The 21,094-nt window shown below is 39.6% G+C and carries 16 protein-coding genes; 14 read left to right on the forward strand and 2 right to left on the reverse strand.

The genetic code is table 11. The features are described from left to right. Nucleotides 1-8 precede the first annotated feature (8 nt). The 4 genes from GKO22_RS15515 (at nt 9) to GKO22_RS15530 (ending at nt 9,472) form a co-directional block, all read left to right on the forward strand. Nucleotides 9-1,946, forward strand: coding sequence for a RagB/SusD family nutrient uptake outer membrane protein (locus GKO22_RS15515; RefSeq protein WP_166336634.1), 1,938 nt, complete (start codon nt 9-11; stop codon nt 1,944-1,946). A 490-nt stretch (nt 1,947-2,436) separates the two neighbouring features. Next, on the forward strand, nt 2,437-6,477 hold the full coding sequence (locus GKO22_RS15520; protein ID WP_166336636.1) for a hybrid sensor histidine kinase/response regulator transcription factor: 4,041 nt from the start codon (nt 2,437-2,439) through the stop codon (nt 6,475-6,477). Between the two features lie 375 nt (nt 6,478-6,852). Beyond that, nucleotides 6,853-9,054, forward strand: a complete 2,202-nt coding sequence (locus GKO22_RS15525; RefSeq protein WP_166336638.1) for an ATP-binding protein — start codon at nt 6,853-6,855, stop codon at nt 9,052-9,054. A gap of 70 nt (nt 9,055-9,124) precedes the next feature. Beyond that, on the forward strand, nt 9,125-9,472 hold the full coding sequence (locus tag GKO22_RS15530; RefSeq protein WP_240920338.1) for a response regulator: 348 nt from the start codon (nt 9,125-9,127) through the stop codon (nt 9,470-9,472). Nucleotides 9,473-9,765: 293 nt separating this feature from the next. On the opposite strand, the gene GKO22_RS15535 is transcribed toward GKO22_RS15530, so the two are convergent. Beyond that, nucleotides 9,766-10,143: a winged helix-turn-helix transcriptional regulator gene (locus GKO22_RS15535; protein WP_317165720.1), complete on the reverse strand. Its 378-nt coding sequence runs from the start codon at nt 10,141-10,143 to the stop codon at nt 9,766-9,768. A 100-nt stretch (nt 10,144-10,243) separates the two neighbouring features. Here GKO22_RS15535 and GKO22_RS15540 point away from each other — a divergent pair, with 100 nt between their 5' ends. Both GKO22_RS15540 and GKO22_RS15545 read left to right on the forward strand, forming a co-directional pair. Further along, the gene (locus tag GKO22_RS15540) at nt 10,244-10,630 is read left to right on the forward strand and encodes a DoxX family protein (protein ID WP_166336644.1); all 387 of its coding nucleotides are present in this window, start codon (nt 10,244-10,246) and stop codon (nt 10,628-10,630) included. 1,704 nt (nt 10,631-12,334) lie between these two features. Further along, nucleotides 12,335-13,294 carry a beta-1,6-N-acetylglucosaminyltransferase gene (locus GKO22_RS15545; protein ID WP_166336646.1) on the forward strand — a complete coding sequence of 320 codons (960 nt, stop codon included), beginning with the start codon at nt 12,335-12,337 and terminating at the stop codon, nt 13,292-13,294. 524 nt (nt 13,295-13,818) lie between these two features. On the opposite strand, the gene GKO22_RS15550 is transcribed toward GKO22_RS15545, so the two are convergent. Continuing rightward, a complete protein-coding gene (locus tag GKO22_RS15550) occupies nt 13,819-14,721 on the reverse strand; it encodes a helix-turn-helix domain-containing protein (RefSeq protein ID WP_166336648.1) in 903 nt (300 codons plus the stop codon). Nucleotides 14,722-14,891: 170 nt separating this feature from the next. On the opposite strand from GKO22_RS15550, the gene GKO22_RS15555 reads away from it, so the two are divergent. The 8 genes from GKO22_RS15555 to GKO22_RS15590 all read left to right on the forward strand — a co-directional run bounded on the left by GKO22_RS15555 (nt 14,892) and on the right by GKO22_RS15590 (nt 20,835). Continuing rightward, nucleotides 14,892-15,071: an aldo/keto reductase gene (locus GKO22_RS15555; protein WP_206367926.1), complete on the forward strand. Its 180-nt coding sequence runs from the start codon at nt 14,892-14,894 to the stop codon at nt 15,069-15,071. A gap of 103 nt (nt 15,072-15,174) precedes the next feature. Further along, nucleotides 15,175-16,158, forward strand: a complete 984-nt coding sequence (locus GKO22_RS15560) for an aldo/keto reductase (protein ID WP_166336650.1) — start codon at nt 15,175-15,177, stop codon at nt 16,156-16,158. Between the two features lie 67 nt (nt 16,159-16,225). After that, nucleotides 16,226-17,251 carry an alpha/beta hydrolase gene (locus tag GKO22_RS15565; protein WP_240920340.1) on the forward strand — a complete coding sequence of 342 codons (1,026 nt, stop codon included), beginning with the start codon at nt 16,226-16,228 and terminating at the stop codon, nt 17,249-17,251. A gap of 79 nt (nt 17,252-17,330) precedes the next feature. Then, nucleotides 17,331-17,978, forward strand: a complete 648-nt coding sequence (locus GKO22_RS15570) for a flavodoxin family protein (protein WP_166336654.1) — start codon at nt 17,331-17,333, stop codon at nt 17,976-17,978. A gap of 24 nt (nt 17,979-18,002) precedes the next feature. Further along, nucleotides 18,003-19,049 (forward strand): alpha/beta hydrolase, encoded by a 1,047-nt coding sequence (locus GKO22_RS15575; RefSeq protein ID WP_166336656.1) that lies wholly within the window; start codon nt 18,003-18,005, stop codon nt 19,047-19,049. A gap of 25 nt (nt 19,050-19,074) precedes the next feature. Continuing rightward, the gene (locus GKO22_RS15580) at nt 19,075-19,518 is read left to right on the forward strand and encodes a nuclear transport factor 2 family protein (RefSeq protein WP_166336658.1); all 444 of its coding nucleotides are present in this window, start codon (nt 19,075-19,077) and stop codon (nt 19,516-19,518) included. A gap of 74 nt (nt 19,519-19,592) precedes the next feature. Next, nucleotides 19,593-20,312: a carboxymuconolactone decarboxylase family protein gene (locus tag GKO22_RS15585; RefSeq protein ID WP_166336660.1), complete on the forward strand. Its 720-nt coding sequence runs from the start codon at nt 19,593-19,595 to the stop codon at nt 20,310-20,312. 16 nt (nt 20,313-20,328) lie between these two features. Next, nucleotides 20,329-20,835, forward strand: a complete 507-nt coding sequence (locus GKO22_RS15590; RefSeq protein ID WP_240920341.1) for a cupin domain-containing protein — start codon at nt 20,329-20,331, stop codon at nt 20,833-20,835. Nucleotides 20,836-21,094 lie beyond the last annotated feature (259 nt).

Consider the following 21,094-nt stretch of genomic DNA (forward strand, 5'->3'; position numbering starts at 1 on the left):
AAAGTTCTATGAAAAATATAGCAAAATATATAAAGATAGTCTCACTGGCGATTCTCGCCACGGTAGCTTCCTGTTCAAAGATTTTAGAGGAACAGCCACGTAGTATATACGAACCTGGATTCTTTGAAACCGAACGCGGTATTATGGGAGGTCTGACTTCCATGTACGCGCATTTACGCTGGATCTACGGACAAGCCTACTGGTATAATTCTGTACTTACGGGAACGGATGAGGTAACGTATGCACAGCAGGCCGATCAGAATTTCTTAGTAATGGATTTGAGTGGAAGAGCAGTGATGAATGCAGAAAATAGCCGCGCAGACGCTATTTGGGGCGTGTGTTTCAGTAATATCAATACGGCTAACGGAATTGTGGAATTTGCCGAAAATGTAGATGGCATTACGGAAGCACATATCGCTGAAGCGAAATTTTTCCGTGCTTTCGACTACTTTTTGCTTGTTCAGACTTTCGGTGGTGTGCCGTTAGATTTGGGAGCTGGTGAGTTGGTGTTCAATACAAGCACGACACGAACGTCGGTACGCAATACAGTACCTGAGGTGTACACGAAAGCGGTGTTCCCGGATCTACTGCATGCTGTTGAAAATTTGCCAGAAAGTGGTCGTGTGATCGGTGGTGTCACCAAGACATTGGCTCGATTGTATTTAGCAAAAGCTTATCTAACATACGGTTGGTGGTTGCAAAACCCCGAAAATATTCCGACTTATCCAGCCGCTGATCGTGTAGATCCAGATGGACACGATGCCCAGTGGTATTTCCAGCAGGCATACGATATGGCGGTACAAGGAATAGAAAATCCAGGACCTTTTGCACTACAACCCACCTTTTATGATGTACATGTGGCCACAAATGATAGGAATAATGAGTTATTGCTTTTTGCGGATCATACAGAATCTAGTGAGTTTTACAACGGGGGTAGCCTTTCTTACGGCAGCGGTGGAGCACCAGACAACTTTGCCAGCTGGATGCTAACGTGGAACTACACAGAGATTAGAAGTAGCTCTTCCAGCTCCGCATGGACGCCGGTAGCATCTGTTCAACGCGAAGCTGCGCAGGCATTAGGTAGGCCATGGGTCAGGATGGCACCAACTATTGGCGCTATAACAAACACATTTGCTGATAAAACCAATGATTCTCGATACGATGGTACATTTACCAGTGTCTATAGAGGTAATTGGAATAAAGCCGGTATTCAAGGCACATTTTATAATGCAAACTTCCTTCCGGTAAACCCAGGCGATGCTATTCTTACCTTTTTGAATGAGGAACCAGCCGAAGCGATCAACTATTCTACACCAACCAGTAGCAACGTCGGAGCAGGTGTACTTCCGGGTCGCGCAGACTTTGTGGTATCACCTACGGGAATAAGCCGAAGGATATATCCAGGCATCTGGAAGATTGGACCTTACCGAACCGATAGCGGAAGTGGTTTGGGTGAGCCCAATGCAGGAAGTACGCGTCCATTTGCGGCAGCAAAGTTTTCGGAATTGTACTTGGTCGCAGCGGAAGCTGCGGTAAAAGGGGCCGTAGCGAAGGCCGGATTTTCGTCGCGAGAATTGGTTAACGTCATTAGAGCACGTGCCGGCGTTTGGCGTTGGGACAACAATGGCAACACCGAAAGGGTAGAAGACAATAGTGCAGCGATGATCGCCGCAACTCCAGCAGATATCACCATTGAGTATATTTTAGCAGAACGTTCTAGGGAATATTTTGGAGAAGGATACCGTTGGCACGACTTGGTACGTACTCAAAAATGGAGGGATATTGCCTCAACCTATGTTATTTGTGGTCCGAATCTGGGAGATAGAACACCGATTACCTTTCAGCGAAATATACAGAACTTCCACTACCTGCGGCCTATACCTTTGGGACAGCTAGATGCTATGGAAGGAGATCGGAGTATTTATCAAAATCCAGGTTATGATTGATGTAATAACTCCGGTTTTTTTTAAATATCGTGGTATTAATTAACTCCAACCTCTTTTGATGGAGGAGTAGCACACGGAAAAAGGCTAGTCAGCAGCATAGGCTGACTAGCCTTTTTTGTGAAAATGGTAAAATCAATCAGTTCCTAGATTTATCGTATGTTACTCAGCACTCTAATTTTGCTTTTGTGAATGCCCTAAAAAGTGCTTCGTCATCATGTGCAGCAAGGTTTCGGTAGCTTGCTGCACTGAAAAGTCAGCCATCTGAAAATATAGACTAGTCAGGCTTGCTTTTCCGATTAGTGACGATAATAATAGGCCGGATTAAGTATGAATTATGCGGGCGATTGCACCAGTGTAGGGCTATATTCATTAGTCAACAAACAAGCACTACCATTTCCTATTCATAGGGAATAAGGTTATATTTACGAATCGTTTTTTAAGTCTAACCAAAAAGTAAACGAATTTTCTGATGCCTTTGATAAACTTGATTATGAAAGCGGTTGCATTATGTATTATTAGTACATTATGTGCATTTAGTTTCGCATTTGCACAAGATCATGCTATCGATTTTCAGCGTTTGTATTCCAAAGATGGCCTTTCGTCCAATACAATCCATGCTTTAATACGAGATCATTTCGGTTTTCTTTGGATAGGCACCGAAGATGGTCTAAACCGTTTTGATGGCAAAAGCTTTAAAATATATAGGCGTAATCCAACCGAAAATAACGGTTTGGGCATCAACCACGTTACTTCGTTGCATGAAGATGCTAACGGTCGCCTCTGGATTGGTACAAACGGTGGAGGAGTTGCGTATTACGATAGGAAAACAGATCGGGTAATACAGTACAGCCCCAACACAGCTTCAGCCGGGAGTACTGCCATAAATTCCATTTCTAGTGACAATCAGGGTAATATTATGGTTAGCGCCTTTGGAGCATTTTACTGTATTAATGGTACGACACAACAGCTGCATACAGATGGAATGTATGCTGAAATTAACAAAAGATTACAAGGCAAGATTTCTCACTGTAGCTTTACAGATCAAGAAGGAAACCTTTGGATTGCCGCTGACCAGACCTTGTATCAGTACAACCGAAAGTTACAATTTAAACAAGAATACCAAGTTGCCAGTGTAGGCGCGGGGAACCGTTCTGATCATGTGATTCGTGCTATTATTCAAGACGATCGTGGCGTTATGTGGTTTGCTTCTACAGAAGGTTTGCTTCGGTTCAATACCCAACGCAATGCGTTGGAATCCGCCTCCAAATTGATGCAAGGCGATAAGCTTTATAGCAATAACCTATATGCAATTGATAAGGATAACAAGGGCAACTTATGGATTGGCAGCGATAAAGGATTACACCTCTTCAATGTTAATACATTTAAATTGACGCAATTTAAACCGGAAAAAGGCAATTTACATAGCTTAAGTACGCATTCCATACGATCTATTTTGATTGATAACTATGGTATTTCTTGGGTCGGCACCTATCAAGGCGGATTAAATAAGTACGACAGCAATCTCAATGAATTTAATCTAAGGGTTGTCGGTAATACGCCTTCCTATTCTGGTGAAAGTGCTATCGTAACCTCATTATCCGCGATTAACAATGATATCTACATCGGAACTGACGGAAACGGGGTATGGAATTATGATAAAGCAAAACGTAGTCAGCATATAGTCACGGCATTGCCAGGCGACCTGAATGTGCTTGCGATGGAGCAAGATGATAACACACTCTGGCTTGGTACCTATCAAAAAGGATTATATGGTTATGATGTGGTAAACAAGGAAGTTATTCAATTCAAGGAAGGCATAGGAGATCTGGACTTAAATAGCAATGAAATATTTACGTTGAAGAAAGATCGAAAAGGTAACTTATGGGTTGGCACAAATGGTAGAGGAGTAAATGTGCTAGGTAAGGATCGAAAGCTTATAACCAAGTACGACAAATTAGGTTATGTACGTGCCATCGAAGAGTTAGATGATACACAAATGTGGATTGGAACGTATGGAGCTGGAATAACTGTCATCAATCCGCTTACACAAATTTCTTATAATCTGAACGCGGAATCACATCAATTACCAAGTAATTATATATCGTCTATCTATCATGATAGCGCTGGTAACACGTGGGTTGGTACTAGTGGTAATGGAATTGGGGTTTTAAAAAAAGGGCAAAAGAAATTTACCCTGCTATCTGCACATGATGGATTGCTCAACGGGATGGTATATAAAATCATGGAAGATGACAGCGGTAAGATTTGGATCAGCACCAGTCAGGGCTTGAGCTGCTATGATGTCCAAACGGGTGTCTTTAAAAATTATTCTCACTCCGCAGGTCTTCAATCTGGCGCTTTTAGCTTGGGAGCTGGCCTAAAAATGAAGGATGGCGAATTATTTTTTGGGGGACAACACGGTTTCAATCATTTTTATCCAGATAAACTCAAAATAAATAAGAACCCAGCACAGATTGTATTCACTAGCCTACGAGTAGATAATACCAATGTCGATCCCGGAGTTGATCAACCGATCACGACATCGATATTAATGGAAGAGAAGATGCAACTACGATACGATCAAAATTTTTCAATATTTTTTGAGGCATTAAATTTTACTGTACCAGAAGACAATCAATATGAATATCTGCTAGAGGGTTTTGACAAATCTTGGGTATCCGTCGGTAAAGAGCATGTGGCGAGTTATACCAATATTCCACCCGGTAATTACCAATTTCGAGTTCGAGCAAGTAACAATGATGGGGTATGGGGCAATAATGAACGATCCATTGAAGTGGTAATCACACCACCTTGGTGGCGAACGATTCCTGCTTACATGTTATATGCCGCTATAGTTTTAGGCGGTTTGTTATTAATTAGAGCGCGAGGTATTAAACGGCTAAAGGCACAATTTGCGTTAGAACAAGAAAGAGTATCTGCCAAGCAACTGATAGAGCAAGAACGAAAAGACGCAGAACAGTTGAGAAAACTTGATAAAATGAAGATCAAATTTTTGACCAACTTAAGTCACGAATTCAAAACACCGATATCGTTAATTAAAGGGCCTATTGATAATATGCTGCTAGCCGGAGATAGTTTGAAAAATATAGAACAGCTAAAATTTGTTCAAAGAAATAGTGAACGATTGTTGCGATTGGTCAACCAGCTCCTAGATTTTAGAAAACTAGAAGAGAATGAGATTACCCTGTACAATATAGAAGGTGAATTAGTTTCCTTTATTAGGCAGTCTGTTGCTTCATTTGGTGATTTAGCACTACAGAAGGGTATCGCCTTGAATGTGGTTTGTAGCACAGAGGAACTATTCGTGAGCTTCGATAAGGATAAGTTAGAGCGAATCATCTTCAATTTATTGTCCAATGCCTTTAAATTTACGGCGCGTGGTGGTACGATCGATGTACGTCTGAATCATCGTTCTTTAGATAACTGTGATGAATTTCTACACATCGATTTTAGTATTGAAGATTCTGGAGTTGGAATCGCAGAAGAACATACAACAAGAATTTTCGATCGTTTTTTTCAAATTCACCCCGATGAAAACATTCTAAACCAAGGATCAGGAATTGGACTGTCGATCGTAAAGTCTTTTGTTGAGCTTTATCAAGGGACTATACATGTGATCAGTGAGATGGGGCGAGGTAGTGCTTTTTATTTTGATCTCAAGCTCAAAAAATCATTGTATGCAAGCGAAAGCTTGGTAGAAGAAAACGGATCAATAGCGGATGGTCAATCGGTACAGCTATCTTCGGAGGCTCCTAAAATCTTGATTGTAGAAGATGATTCTGATTTTCGATTATATCTGAGAAGACATTTACAGGAACACTATCAGATCATTGAAGCAGAGAATGGAATGGACGGTTGGCAAAAAGCGCTTTTCTATCATCCCGATATTATTGTGAGCGACGTGCAGATGCCCATTATGAATGGGGTAGAGTTTGTTCAGAAACTTCATCTTGACAAGCGTACCATGCAAATTCCTGTTATTCTTTTAACCGCTGCAAATATACCTAATGGAGCCATTTATGGTATCGAATCTGGTGCGGTGGATTATCTCAATAAGCCATTTGATATGCCGCATTTTATGGCTAAAGTAAATCGGCTGTTGATGCTTAGCCAAGCAGTTAAGCATAAGTATTTGAAGCAAGTCGACCTGATAAGTCCGACGACAGAAATTGTTTCAGAGAACGAGAAATTCTTGAAAAAAGCCTATGCGTACATCGAGGAAAATATGGCTAACTCACAGCTTTCCGTTGAATCGCTAAGTGCCTACCTGTCAATTAGCAGAGCATCTCTCTATAATAAGTTGTTGGATTATACAGGTATGACACCTGTGGAATATATCCGCTCGACCAAGCTAGATCGAGCAAAAGAACTATTGCAAAGAAGCAATAAGTCTATTGCAGAAGTGGCGTACGAGTTGGGTTTTGCAAATCCAAACTACTTCACCAAGGTTTTTAAAGCACATTTTAATAAGACACCTTCAGCGTATATTCAAGCAAAAAAGCAAGTGTAGATGATTTTTTTGAGGGTAGTTATATTTACATTTTCGCTTCCCATAAAATTGATCTTTTTATAAATTCCAGTTCAGATGGAGTTTTCGCTTTTTGTAATACTTTCCTTTTCAGGTTGCTCTGTGTAATAGGCTTGAACAGTAGTGATAGTCCGCCGATTAATAAAAGTGTAGCTAAAAACGAAGATGATATGCTTAGGGATATGGCTAGTAGCGTGGGATGCTAATAGCTATATCGTAAAAACAGATCTTGCAAAACTACCAGTGTCCGTAGCGTGAAAATAGTAAATCTCCTAATTTGTCAGCGTAGCGAAGGAATGTAAATGACTCGTAAAATACAGTTTAACATCATTATCTTTGCATACTATATCGTTGTGTATGAATGTGAGTTTTAATGGTTTGTTGCATGTAATTTCGGAGATGCCCAATGCTGTAGCAGTATATGACAGTGAAGACCTCAATATTGCCATAGCAAATGAAAAAATGCTGAAGATGTGGAACCGAGCCGATAACTTGGACGGTCAAAGATTGGGCGATATCTTTCCGGAATATATTGAGCAGGGATTTGAGGGATTGCTTAGAAATGTTTGGAAAACAGGTGAAGCATTCTCTGGAGAGGAGATACCCGCGGACATCTTAATAGATGGCATTCTTACTCCGCGTTACTTTGACTTTAAATATAATCCACTGAAAGATCAAAACGGAATTACCTATGCCATATTGCATACTGCAACAGATGTTACTGATCGTAAACTCGCCCGTGAGCAGGTTGCTGAAAGACAAGCCAGTGAGGAAAATGTCAAGGCAGAACTACAGGCTACTAATGAAGAACTTACCACTCTGAATGAAGAATATATGGCAACCAACGAACAGTTGGACAAGTATAACTATGCCATAAATGAAATCAATACCAAACTTACTGAAACCAACAAAAATTTAGGTAATGCTAACCAGGGGTACAAAACTTCTAACGAACGCTTAAATACCGCTAATCACCGACTTAATAAAGATATTGATGATCTAAAATCTATAAATGATGCGATACAAGATCTCAATAACAGATTAGCTGACAGTGAACAAGGCTTTCAAAACTTGATTGCCCAGGCGCCTGTAGCCATATTGCTGACCAAAGGGGAAGATTTTATCATTGAAAAAATTAATTCCACTATGCTGAATATTCTGGGACGGGACGAAAGCATTATCGGAAAGCCTCTATTTGAACAAATACCAGAGCTTAAGGGCCAACTTGCAGCGGATTTGCTAAAAGAAACGTTCGAGTTTGGCGAATCGCGCGAAGAAATATCCAGTCCAGTCAGATTATTACTTGATGGTCAGCTTAGAGAAGGCTTCTTCAACTTTAATTTTACACCATTTATCGAAAACGGAAAAGTAACTGGAGTAATTGATGTTGCCGTGGAAGTAACCGCTCAGGTATTGGCTATTCGTGACCGGGAAGAGACTATCCGCCAAAAAGTAGTGCTGGAAGAAACACTTAGAAATAGCGAAAAAAGACTGCAGGGAATATTGGAAACCATGGCCGAAGGTGTAGGAATAGTCGATCATACCGGACAGTTGGTGTATGCCAACCCTATGGCTCAGCAGATACTCGGACTGACGTCGAGCGATATTGAAAGTCGAACTTATAGTGATCCACGATGGCAAAATCTGCGTATCGATGGCTCTCCACTTCCGGATGAGGAACATCCCATGACTGTTATGATGACGACTGGAAGCAAGGTATTTGATATGGAAATTGGCGTACAACGACCCGACGGTAGTAGGCAGTACATCTCTATCAACGCTGCGCCTATCTTTAATGAAGATGGAAATTTAACCGGTGGTATCGGCACCTTCATGGATGTAACCTCAAGGCGAATGATTCTACAGGGAAAAGATGACTTTATCAGCATTGCCAGTCACGAGCTAAAAAATCCAGTTACCTCACTAAAAGCGGCTTTGCAATTATTGGAAAGGGCGCATAATAGGCTACCTGAAGAATCAAGAAGTAAGCTAATTTCTCAGGCGCTCAGCAGTCTGGACAATCTTTCCCGTTTAATACATGATCTGCTGGATACTAGTCGGCTGGAGCAGGGGCAGATGAAGATGGACAAATCAACAGTTTCAATAAATGATCTCTTCAACGACTGCTGTGCTCATATAGCAAACGATTCTAAACAGCATATAACTTTAAGTGGCCAAAAGATGCTAAGCGTCTATGCAGACAGCCAACAGATAGGGCAAGTATTGGTAAACTTCATATCCAATGCTATAAAGTATGCGCCGGATTCTAAAGAAATTGTTGTTTATGTGAGCCAGATTGGCGATGACGAAATTAAAATCAGCGTTAAAGATTCTGGACCTGGCATACCGAAAGAAAATCTAAGCCATCTTTTTGAACGCTACTACCGTACAAATTACGAAGGGAAAAAGTTTACAGGACTGGGGCTTGGACTCTACATAAGCGCGGAAATTATCAAAAATCATGGCGGTAGGATCGGAGTAGAAAGCGAGCTTGGCAAAGGAAGCGAGTTTTGGTTTACACTACCCACCCAGGCTTCGCACCAACAAAATATTAGTTAATGTTTATCTGCAAATTACTGAAAACTAAAGCGCTAATTATTTGTTGTTACGTGGTTGAAGGTTTATGAGAATGATATATATAGTAGAGGATGACGATGGGGTAAGGGAAGTATTGGAAATACTCCTTGATAGTGAAGACTATACTGTGAAATCATTTGCAGATGTAGAAAAGTTTAAAAATAGGGATCTATTAGTTGTTCCAGACCTTTATATTTTCGACGTAAGACTGCCCGATGGCTCTGGGATTGATCTTTGTAACGAAATTAGGCATGATGGAAATCCAGATGTTCCTATCATGATGATGAGTGCACATGCAAATCCAACCTCTATTCATGATCAATGTTCGCCCGATTCGTTCATAAGTAAACCATTTGATATCGACAATTTTCTCTTCAAAATTAGGACAGCATTGGCCTAAGCGCAAGTAAGCAACTAAATAGAGAAGAAACCGCTTGCGGTCTAATAAAGTCAATTCGTATGGGCTTTATAAGCTCGTTAGATTAGGACAATTCCCTTAATCAATCTTTTTGGTAAAAGACTAACCTTTTCCTTCATCATGCTTTACTTACATCCTTGCAATTTTGAAAAGCTGCGTAAATCATCATCCCATAAGTTAGGTCAATTTCGAGTGCTGCATGTAGCGTATTTGACATCGTTGTCTCACAAAAACAGCATTATAATCACGGTAATTGATGCAGAAACAATATAAGACTAATAATTACTAGTGATCTTCTTTTTATGGTTTGCTCCCCACTCCGATAATGCAGTAATTATATTTTTAAGAGATAGGCTGTACTCCGTAGCCTGATATGCTATTAATACGGGTATCTCATCTGCAAATACTGTTCGTTTGATCAAATGATTCTCTTCCAATTTTTTTAGTTCGTTGGATAACACTTTAGCGGAAGTACCTGTCAACGTTCGTTGTAGATCATTGAAGCGGGTGTGCCCGCCCAAAATGGCTATCATGACCCGGATGGTCCACCTTCCACCAAGAACGTAAATCGCATCCTCCGTAGCAGACAGACGATTTGTACATTCAGGTGCAGAAAAAGTTAATTTATCAGTTGCCATGTTGAATATAATCATGAGGACTTACCCAAAAGTAACTACTTACCTTTTGGATACTACTATCTTTTGGAAAGCTAATATACGTATTTTTGCCATGTTAAATTTTAAAAATTAAAAAATGAAAGCAACAAAAATTACGTATTACGTAACAACGGGAATTATTTCGGCTATGATGATTTTCATAGGTTTTGAAACGCTACTTAAGTCCGAAGTGAGAGATAGCATGGCACATTTAGGATTGCCCGCAGATTATTTTAGGATCGAACTGGGCGTAGCCAAACTGATCGGCGCGATCATGATTTGGCTTCCTATACGGTTGTTAAAAGAGGCTGCCTACATTGGTTTCGCAATCATGTTCGCTTCAGCGTCTTTAGCTCATTATGCCGTAGGCGACCCGGTTTTCCAGATTATGGCAGGATTAGCTTTTCTTACCTTCCTAACGATATCCTACATAACAAATAATAGACTTCATTCCCTAAATACGATAAACCTTGCTAAGTCCTAAGAAGCTTACTGCATCAACCACGACAATAGCTTCGTCATGTATGTCAAATTGTGTTAAAAAACGCTGTATGGTAGGATCTTACCTATATTCTATTAAAACGGATTACGAAAGAATTCTAGCGTTCCCTAAGTTTTTAATAACACTCACAAATGGTTTGTAAAGTAGGGTTATGGAACTTGCGAATTTTTTTGGATCTGTATAAGCAACAGTGTCTCACAAACGCATAGATAAAATGTGTAACCATCTAAAAACGCTTGAAGTGGGGAACTTCAGGCGTTTTTATCTAACAAAAAAAATAACTGTGATTTTGTAGCTGAAAGTTTATTTGAATTTCGCAAACGATGAATAGTAGCTATCAAAGTTTTTTCATAAGGAGATCGTCGGTGATACGAGCTGTCATCTTGATTATTTTTTCGACAACAAAATGAATACAGATTTCGGGCATTTCAACGTATTCGACATTGGTAAATTTTATTGTGATAGCAAGCCCTAATGCGAAATGAGCTACAATCGTCGATTGTACTATAAGTTTGCAAAATGCTATGCTGTTTTCATGAGAACTTTGTACCTATACTTTAAAAGATAAATAACATAGATAATTGCAAAATAGCTTTAGTAACCAGCATTAGTCGTGGATGGGGCAAAGGCATGGCCATACAATTAGCCAAAAAAAGGAAGTAAGTCAGATGTTGGCTTCACGCACGGCATTAGGTAGAACCGGTTTGCCGATGATATTGGCGGTATGATTGCCTTCCTGTGTATTTTATAGACTCTTACGCCGTAGAGTCATATACGTCTTATCCTCTTGGGTATCCTTACCTGTTTTGAAGCTTTAGCATACTATCCAATAATCAACAGCATTACAGATAATATCTGTAATTAATATATTTAAAACAATTTCATTTTCAATATGTTAACTATGTAAGGTTGTAATTTAAAACTCATCCCAGAAAAATAATCTTCGATCTAATAGATAAAACAGCTAATAGCTGTGACAGACGAAACACCGTCTTCGATTCGGAAAGGATATTCACGTAGTATATAGCTTATAAGACTTATCTAATCAATAATTTATAAGCTAAATTGACTCAAAATGACCCTCGAAATCCTTGGAAATAGTATGTGCACGCAACTTTTGACACCCTTATTCTACCAAAATATACCAAGCATTTTCAGTGATTATTAAATATAATTTAAAAAAGTAGATCATGAGTAAAGAACAAAAAAAGGAGAAAAGCCCTAAGGAAAAGGAAAAATCTTCCTATCAGCAGGACAAAGAAAAGCCCGCCAAAGATCAACAACTCCATCCCGTGAAAAAAAAGAAGTAGTTCCATATTCATACTAAATTCCTCTATAAAAATAAAGAACTTAAAATCGAGATGGCAAAGATGAGAGCACTACAATATGCAACTTTAGCAATCAGAGTCGCTGCAGGATTCGCAATTTTATATTGGATTTTATCATTTTATGACTGGATTATAGCCGTCTTTCACGGTACAACGATCCCTACGCTATATCTCACTATTGAACCGTGTGTGCGCGATAGTGTATTAAACTGTTAATTTTCGTGAGACTGCTTTTGAGCAGTCTCACTTGCGCGCAAAGCTACTAGGTTTGGAATAAAATACCAGATCTGTCTATTTACCCTCAAAGTTGCTCAGTTAGCTTTGCTGGCCCCTCACTCTATAAATAACTATCATAAAAATGAAAAAAAATGGATATCCCAAATCTCTACAAGACAAACCTTCGGCAGAGATAGCGTTATCGGCAGTTGTCAGTATTGCTTACTTCATATTAGTACATCGCCTTCCTAATCAGTTTAAAAGGCTATTTAACGGGATCTATTCCGCAGACAATATTTATTTGATTCACATCGATAAGAAAGCTAATAAAGCTTTGAATGATGATATTCTGATGTTCATATTGCCTTTTCCAAATGTTTATATTATGGAAAGTGAGAACGTAGTTTGGGGCGGATATAGTATGGTGCAAGCAGAGCTTGATGGAATTAAATATCTCTTAGACAAAAATTCAAAATGGGATTATTTTATTAATTTAAGCGGCCAAGATTACCCTTTGAAATCGCAAGAAATTATCCGTGAATTTCTGACAGAAAACAATGGTAAAAGTTACCTTAAAATCGCCGATCAGGCAGTAACACGCCCAGAAACGATGAATCGTATTGAAAATCGTTTTGAGGAATTAGAAGATCGTATTTCAAATGTTTTTCTTAAGCGTAATTACATGAAGAATGTCATTCCATATATTGGAGGGCAGTGGATGATGTTGACCAGAACGTGTTGCGAATTCATTTCTACTAGCAGCGAAGTCAAAAAATTCGAGAGCTTTTATCGGAATACTTTGATAGCTGACGAGTCTTTTTTTCAAACAGTATTAATGAATACTTCGTTCAATGGTATCCTCATAGATGATGATAAAAGAGCTATAATATGGATACCTGATGGTGATATTAAATTGCGACCCAAAACATTCACTAATGATGATTATGATTTTTTAAACCAGGGTGACAACTTATTCGCTAGAAAATTTGATGATAATGTAGATAATACTATAATTGATCGCCTGAAATCTCATTTCAATGTAGTACTAAGCAAAGCAGAAAATCTAATACATTCCGAGGCGTTGTCGAGGTCAGTACAGTAGCTTTGGCTACAAAAGTCATCAACGTAGTATGATCTCAAAGCGGTTTTATTCGCAAGTTAATGCTCTTATCCGCGAATATGATGTACTCTTTTAGAAAGACTAAATGTATTCCGAGTGCTTTATTAGCATTGTTGAGAAGTAAGATTTTCAACTTTTCTTGATAGTTCACTGATCCTCCATGCTATTGTTTAATGAATGCCTTGAAAGCATCCTTAGAATTTTTGATTGTCATTTGCTGGCTTGCTTTAATCAGAGGCTAGAAGGGTACGTGTATTTCTGATATGGTCATCTCGTTGGAGTTTTTATAAGTAAAAAACGCCTCGAAGCGTGCTGTTGAGTGGATTCAAGCAGTTTAGTGGATGAATAATATCCTTACTAATTTCTTCATCTATAAGTATAACAGCCTTAAGATAATAAGGAGATATGTTGCAATATCAATTAGCTGTTTTTTAATGATGCAGGTGACCTTCTTCCATAAAACGAGCACTTCAGAATAATTAGAAACTTCGCAAGAAATTAAAAAACTAGTTTAGGTTGAAGGTTCTGTATTCATTAGGAGTAGAACCAACGCGTTTTTTAAATAACCGACTAAAATGCTGTGGATACTTAAACCCTAACTCAAAGGCGATTTCATTAATGGTTTTATCTGAGTCAAAAATTTTCTCTTTGGCAATGTCAATAAGCTTATTTTGGATATAATCTTGTGCTGTTTTACCGGTTTCTTTTTTGATTAGATCACCAAAATAGTTAGCTGAAAGGTTAAATTTATCTGCAAAATATGCAACAGACGGAATGCCATATTCCTGAGGCTGCTCAGATCCAAAATATCCATTCAGATGTTCTTCAAACTTCTCCAAGACTCCTTTGTTTACGTTCTCTCTGGTTATAAATTGACGGTCGTAAAAACGATCACAATAATTAAGAAAGAGCTCAATATTAGAAGATATTAATTTTCTACTGTGCTTGTCCAAAGCCTGCTGAAGCTCATATTCGATCTTAGAAAAACAGTCAAAAACAATTCTTCGTTCTCTTTCAGATAAATGTAAAGCTTCGTTGGTTTTATAATTAAAGAAACTGTAAGTATCTAGGATCTTTGCCAAAGGCGTGCCCTTTATCAGATCCGGATGGAACACCAAACCATGGCCCATGGGTTGATAAAGGTCTTCTTTATTTGCAACATCTATAACCTGTCCTGGTGAAATAAAAACTAGTGTTCCAGAGTCATAATCATAATAATTACAGCCATATTTAAGGTCACCACAATAAATTTCCTTTAGAAAAATACAATAAAGTCCAAAAGTCATCCGTGAGCCGGTTCTTTGATGGGCTTTCGAAAAATCAACAATACTCACCAATGGGTGCAGTGTCTGATGATTATTAAACGCATTGTATTGTGCTACCGTATCGAATGTATAGGTCTGTGCCATAATCTAACTTCTCTGTCATACAAAACTAGACATAAATCATTTATAATTTTTAGAGAGGTATTCCTATCTGTAATAATGGTAGGACATTCCGTAATCTGTATCCGAATAGCTGTTTCTCAAATCCGAACTTTGTCTAAGTAGTACTGTTCTATAGTTAAACTGGCTTTAAAATGAAAAAAATAAAATTAAATAATGGGCTGGAAATTCCAATATTGGGATTTGGTGTTTTCCAGATAAGAGATTCCGAATGTGAGCGTGCTGTGGATGAAGCACTAGAAGCAGGGTATAGATTAAGTGACACGGCGGCCTCCTACCTGAATGAAAAAGCCGTAGGGATAGCCATTAGCTAAATTAGATACGGGATCAAGCCTATTTTTTGATCACCAAGATCCAAATATGGTAAAAACGCTGAGTGAAAGAAAGCTGGATATCTAAAAAATAATTATAAAAAACATGAGAATCAGGACATTAGGAAATAGCGGATTGGAGGTGTCAGCACTAGGCCTAGGATGCATGGGACTAAGTTTTGGCTACGGCCCAGCTATCCCTAAAAAAGAGGCGATAAAATTGATCCGATCGGCATATGAATTAGGTGTCACCTTTTTTGACACGGCCGAGTGTTATGGTCCGTTCGATAACGAGAAACTATTGGGAGAAGCTCTTGAACCTTTTCGAAGCAAAGTAGTTATTGCCACCAAGTTTGGCTTTGAAGATGGGGATTCAAAGAAAGGTCTGGACAGCAGTCCGGCAAGGATCAGAATCGTAATAGAAGAATCTTTAAAAAGATTGCGTACTGACTGCATAGATCTATTCTACCAGCATAGGACAGATCCAAAAATACCTATCGAAGAAGTGGCCGGAACAATAGGGGATATGATCCGGGAAGGAAAAGTAAAACATTGGGGACTTTCCGAAGCAGGATCTGAAACCATACGGAGAGCACATGCTGAGCAAAGACTCGCTGCACTACAGAGTGAATACTCATTGTTCTTTCGCGATCCAGAAATCGAAATTATCCCTACTTTGCAGGAGCTAGGCATTGGTTTTGTCCCATTTAGCCCATTAGGCAAAGGCTTTCTGACTGGTGCTATTGATGAAAGAACTACTTTTCATGCTACAGATTTTCGAAATATAGTGCCGCGCTTTTCAAACGAAAATCGAAAAGCTAACCAAAAGCTGGTAGAAATGGTTAAAGGTATAGCTGCAAAGAAAGATGCCAGTCCGGCTCAAGTAGCATTAGCATGGCTGTTGGCACAACAACCATGGATCGTGCCTATTCCGGGGACGACAAATCAGCAGCGCCTTGCCGAGGATATCGGAGCTACTGCTGTTGAACTATCGCCGGAAGATCTTCAGCACATTAAAGATGTTACTTCGAAAATGACCATACAGGGGGAGAGATACCCATTTGATTTACAAAATAGAGTTGGAAAATAAACTTATCATCATGAAAAATATTTCGCGATATCTTCTTGCATTTAGCATTCTTGTATGTACTTCGACATTGCTGTACGCACAGGAACAATTTAAACCTATCCGTATTTCACAACAGGGCAGTTTTGCAGTAGGGGGCATAATAAAATCCGAAGCAGGTATTTTTGATGTACAAGATGCCTTGAATCCTCAGGGACAAACTTTCCATGGAGACCATGCCTACGTATTTTACCAAATACCGGCTAGTTCTCGAAAGCTACCTTTAGTTTTCTTACATGGTGCTGGACAGTCAAAAAAAACGTGGGAAACAACGCCTGATGGCAGAGAAGGGTTCCAGACAATTTTTCTCCGTAAAAAGTACCCAATCTACTTGCTTGATCAGCCCCGCCGAGGTGCCGCCGGCAGAAGCACAGTTGAATCGACGATAAAACCTGTAGCCGATGAGCAGTTCTGGTTTACCCAGTTTCGCATAGGAAACTATCCCGACTACTTCCCCGGTGTACAGTTTCCTAAAGACGAAGCATCTATGGAACAGTTTTACAGGCAGATGACTCCTAATACGGGAGACTTTGACCCCGATGTTGTCACCTCGGCAGTATCCAGCTTATTTGACAAAATCGGACACGGAGTTTTGGTCACCCATTCACAGGGGGGCGGACCGGGTTGGCTGGCCGCAATCAGGAATGACAAGATCAAAGCTGTGGTGTCATACGAACCTTATAGTGGATTTCTATTTCCGTCGGAAGAATTGCCTGAGGCTATTCCATCATCTGGACTTTTTGGCGCACTGAAAGGTACAGCGATTCCACTATCTGAATTTATAAAACTCACCCGTATTCCAATTATCATTTATTACGGAGATAATATTGCTAAGGAGTCTACCGAGGTCTGGAATCAGGATCACTGGCGCTCTGGACTAGAAATGGCAAAACTATGGGCACAGACAGTCAATAAACACGGGGGAGATGTGACGATTGTACATCTACCTGAAAAAGGAATCATGGGCAATACACATTTTCCATTTGCAGATCTCAATAACAGGCAAATAGCGGAAGAATTGATGACTTGGCTAAAGCAGAAAAAATTGGATAGGTAATATTGGTAGCAATATCCGTAATCTGTATCCGCATCAATTGCTATATGATAGAGACCTTTGTATAGATAAGAGATGTAAGATGAAAAATAAGCTATTATACGGTTTTGTTTTAATGATATGCCATTTCGAATTCTCGTGCACTAGGGCTCAATCCGTGGCAATAAACCATGATAGACCGGCAATAGAATCCAAGCAGGGATGGGAAGATAAAAATGTATTGGTCGTCTACCTAACTAGAACCAAGAACACGAAGGTGTTAGCGGAACTGATCCATGTACAAGTCGGTGGGGATTTAATTGCCCTTGAACTGGAAACACCTTATCCAGATCACTACCAAACTACGGTAGATCAGGTTGCCCAAGAAAATAGCGCCGGGTATCTGCCGCCACTCAAAACAAAAATTGATAACATGGAAAGGTATGACGCTGTATTTATCGGTTTTCCAACTTGGGGCATGCAACTGCCCCCACCTATAAAGAGTTTTTTAAAGGATAATGAGCTAGGTGGCAAAACAGTTATACCTTTTAATACAAATGCAGGATATGGAATAGGTAGCAGTTTTAAAGAAGTTGCACAGGCATGTTCTGGTTGTAAGATGCTCGAAGGATATAGCACTCAGGGCGGCAAAGAACGAGAGGATATTCTACTGGTGATGGAAGGCCAAAAAAAACAGCAAGTAGAAAAGGAAGTGCAGGATTGGCTGTTGAAAATCAATTCTGTAAAATAGAATACACACACAAATAAAATATAAATGGAAAAGTTTAAATATATCATTGTAGCTATGTTTATGACGGCGGGCATCGTAAGCTCAGCACAGAACAAATCAAAGAGCCCATTTGGTCTTGTTTATGAAGATGCACTAACTAAAAACGAGCACGGAAAAGTCAATATACACCCCACAACCTACAAACTTAACGGGATAGAGGTCTCTGCAAACGTGTATACTCCGGCAAACTATGATCCCTCTAAAAAATATCCAGCTATTGTTGTAGCTCATCCAAATGGAGGAATTAAGGAACAAACTGCAGGTCTCTACGCACAGCGATTGGCAGAAGCAGGATACATCACCATGGCAGCTGACGCTTCATACCAAGGTGCAAGCGGTGGCCAGCCAAGACATACTGACAAACCTCAATACCGAACGGAAGACATCCACGGGATGGCAGATTTTATTGCCGGATTTGATGGTGTAGACGCAAATCAAATTGGTGCGCTAGGAATTTGCGGTGGCGGAGGTTATACGTTGAAAGCTGCACAGTCTGACAAACGTCTAAAAGCTATTGCAACCCTGAGCATGTTCAATTCTGGTGAGGTAAGACGCAACGGGTTCCAGAATAGCCAATTGAATACAATCCAAAATCGCTTGGAACAAGCTTCGCAAGCAAGGGCTCAAGAAGCTGCTGGCGAAGAAATTAAGTATTCTGGAGTAGCAAGTATTACAGATGAGGAAATAGCTAATACGCCTACTGATCTTTACCGCGAAGGTTATCAGTACTACTATCGCACACACGCGCACCCAAACTCCACATTTTTATACACCACAAGCAGCCTGATGGATCTGATGACCTGGGATGCAACTGCTGGTATCGAAATGATCAATCAACCGTTACTAATGATAGTGGGCAGTAAATCTGACACCAAATACATGACAGATGAAGCATTTCCTAAAGCAATTAATGCAAGAAATAAAGAACTTTTTCTACTTGATGGAGCGACACATATCCAAACATATTGGAAAGATGAATATGTTTCTCAAACAGTAAATAAACTAATGGATTTTTACAGCAAAAATCTTTAAGAATATATTTTAAATCAATCATGTCATGAAAACATTTTTTTTTAGTCTTCTTTTCCTGATCCTTGGAACCTTCAGCGCGTTTGCGCAAGACGCTACCACGCAAGCAGCGCTAATAAAGCTATCAGCGGATAAGTGGCGATGGATGGCAGATAAGGACGTTAACCACTTGGATAATCTTTTCCATGAAAAGTCAATGTTCGTCCATATGGGAGGATCGTGGGACAAACAAAAGGAACTTGATATCATAAAAAGTGGTGGGATTTGGTATAAAAAGGCCGATATCCACGAAGTTTCTGTTAATATCATTGATAATTCTGCTATACTTCTCAATAGAATCGACTTACAGGCAGTAGTCGGCGGCAATGAGGTAACGAACCCCTTTATGGTTACGGAAGTATACATACGGCAAAATGGTGATTGGAAGCTTGGATCACTGTCATTTAGCAAATTGCTCACACCGGGTAACTAATGGTAAATACTCTAATCTTCAGTAAATTAAATGTATGATTAGTTCTGTTATATAGTTAAAAACTTTAAATAGCAATGAAATATCAATTCCTGCTAACAACAATCTTATTTGCGTTATTGACAACTTTAAGCACACGTGCAGCGCAGGCTCAAGATTCGTTGAGCACTCAACAGCAGAGCTTAGTGGCAATTGCTGCCTCTACAGCAAAAGGCAATCTTAAAAATCTGGATGTGTGTTTGAATAAGGGACTAGATGCCGGATTGCCTGTCAACTCCATTAAAGAAGCAATCATCCACGTTTATGCCTACGCTGGCTTTCCCCGTAGTATTCGTGGTTTACAAACAATGATGGCTACAATTGAACAGCGACAAGCCAACGGTATAGAAGACCAGCTCGGTGATCAGGCAACTCCAATAGATAGCAATATCTCCAAATATGATCGCGGAAAGGCTATTCTGGAACAACTGACGGGTGTGGCCGAAAAGGAAACAAAGACTGGATATGCCGCTTTTGCCCCAACTATTGAAGTCTTTTTAAAAGAGCATCTTTTTGCAGATCTTTTTGAACGCGATGTTCTCAGTTATCAAGAGCGAGAACTTGTAACAGTATCTGTACTGAGTGCTATTGGAGGTGTGGAACCTATGTTGCAATCACATCTAACGATTTGCTTAAACATTGGTCTTACCTCATCTCAACTCAGTCATTTTGTAGATGTAATAGAAAAACAGGTTGGTAAAGACGAAGCTGCCTCGGCATCAAAAGTGCTAAAGGATGTGCTTCGTAAACAGAGATAAACAAAAATTGGAAACTATGAAGTGGAATAAAAATGTTTCGTATAGCATAATAGGATGGGGCTTAATGGTATGCATATCGTGCAACCGTGCAAAGCAAGAAAAATTTGAAAGTACAAAATCAAACTCCGAAATGGCATTTTCAAAAGGTGATAAAGTAACCAATGACAATTTCATAGGAACAGTATGGTTAAACTACCTTGTAGAGACAGATACTGCTCACAATGTTATCATTGGATCGGTAACTTTTGAACCCGGTGCAAGGACAAATTGGCATTACCATAAAGGCGGACAAATCTTACTAGTCACCCAAGGACAAGGGCTTTATCAGGAAAAAGGGAAGCCTATAGAAATTATAGAAAAGGGCGCCGTCGTTAAATGTCCGGCAAATATCGAGCACTGGCATGGAGCAACACCCACAGAATCCATGACGCATATAGCAATTGGCACAAATACCAACATTGGGGGAGCAGTATGGCTAGATCCGGTAACTGAAGATGAGTACAACAACGTAAGCAAACAGTGATGATTAATCATAAATCAAGGCAGCTTTACAATAAGCGGAACAATAGTTCATAATCCTGGAAAATATGATCCGATCAAAAGAGAGCCAGAGGCACAAACGTTCCGCGGTAATCATGCCTATGTATTTTAACAATTGCCGTAAAAAACAATAAAGCTTCAGCTATAGTATATTATCTACCGGCTTTTATTGCTGTAAAATCCAAAGCCTCGCAGCATCGTTGCATTTTCATTTGGCAGCATCCAAGCTCCGCACGTATGGA

Source organism: Sphingobacterium chungjuense, from assembly GCF_011316935.1.
In the GTDB taxonomy this organism is placed as follows: Bacteria; Bacteroidota; Bacteroidia; order Sphingobacteriales; family Sphingobacteriaceae; genus Sphingobacterium; species Sphingobacterium chungjuense.

Coding starts and splice junctions, on each gene's coding strand:
- GKO22_RS15515 (WP_166336634.1), top strand. CDS start 9: ATGAAAAATATAGCAAAATATATAAAGATAGTCTCACTGGCGATTCTC.
- GKO22_RS15520 (WP_166336636.1), top strand. CDS start 2,437: ATGAAAGCGGTTGCATTATGTATTATTAGTACATTATGTGCATTTAGT.
- GKO22_RS15525 (WP_166336638.1), top strand. CDS start 6,853: ATGAATGTGAGTTTTAATGGTTTGTTGCATGTAATTTCGGAGATGCCC.
- GKO22_RS15530 (WP_240920338.1), top strand. CDS start 9,125: ATGATATATATAGTAGAGGATGACGATGGGGTAAGGGAAGTATTGGAA.
- GKO22_RS15535 (WP_317165720.1), bottom strand. CDS start 10,143: ATGATTATATTCAACATGGCAACTGATAAATTAACTTTTTCTGCACCT.
- GKO22_RS15540 (WP_166336644.1), top strand. CDS start 10,244: ATGAAAGCAACAAAAATTACGTATTACGTAACAACGGGAATTATTTCG.
- GKO22_RS15545 (WP_166336646.1), top strand. CDS start 12,335: ATGAAAAAAAATGGATATCCCAAATCTCTACAAGACAAACCTTCGGCA.
- GKO22_RS15550 (WP_166336648.1), bottom strand. CDS start 14,721: ATGGCACAGACCTATACATTCGATACGGTAGCACAATACAATGCGTTT.
- GKO22_RS15555 (WP_206367926.1), top strand. CDS start 14,892: ATGAAAAAAATAAAATTAAATAATGGGCTGGAAATTCCAATATTGGGA.
- GKO22_RS15560 (WP_166336650.1), top strand. CDS start 15,175: ATGAGAATCAGGACATTAGGAAATAGCGGATTGGAGGTGTCAGCACTA.
- GKO22_RS15570 (WP_166336654.1), top strand. CDS start 17,331: ATGAAAAATAAGCTATTATACGGTTTTGTTTTAATGATATGCCATTTC.
- GKO22_RS15575 (WP_166336656.1), top strand. CDS start 18,003: ATGGAAAAGTTTAAATATATCATTGTAGCTATGTTTATGACGGCGGGC.
- GKO22_RS15580 (WP_166336658.1), top strand. CDS start 19,075: ATGAAAACATTTTTTTTTAGTCTTCTTTTCCTGATCCTTGGAACCTTC.
- GKO22_RS15585 (WP_166336660.1), top strand. CDS start 19,593: ATGAAATATCAATTCCTGCTAACAACAATCTTATTTGCGTTATTGACA.
- GKO22_RS15590 (WP_240920341.1), top strand. CDS start 20,329: ATGAAGTGGAATAAAAATGTTTCGTATAGCATAATAGGATGGGGCTTA.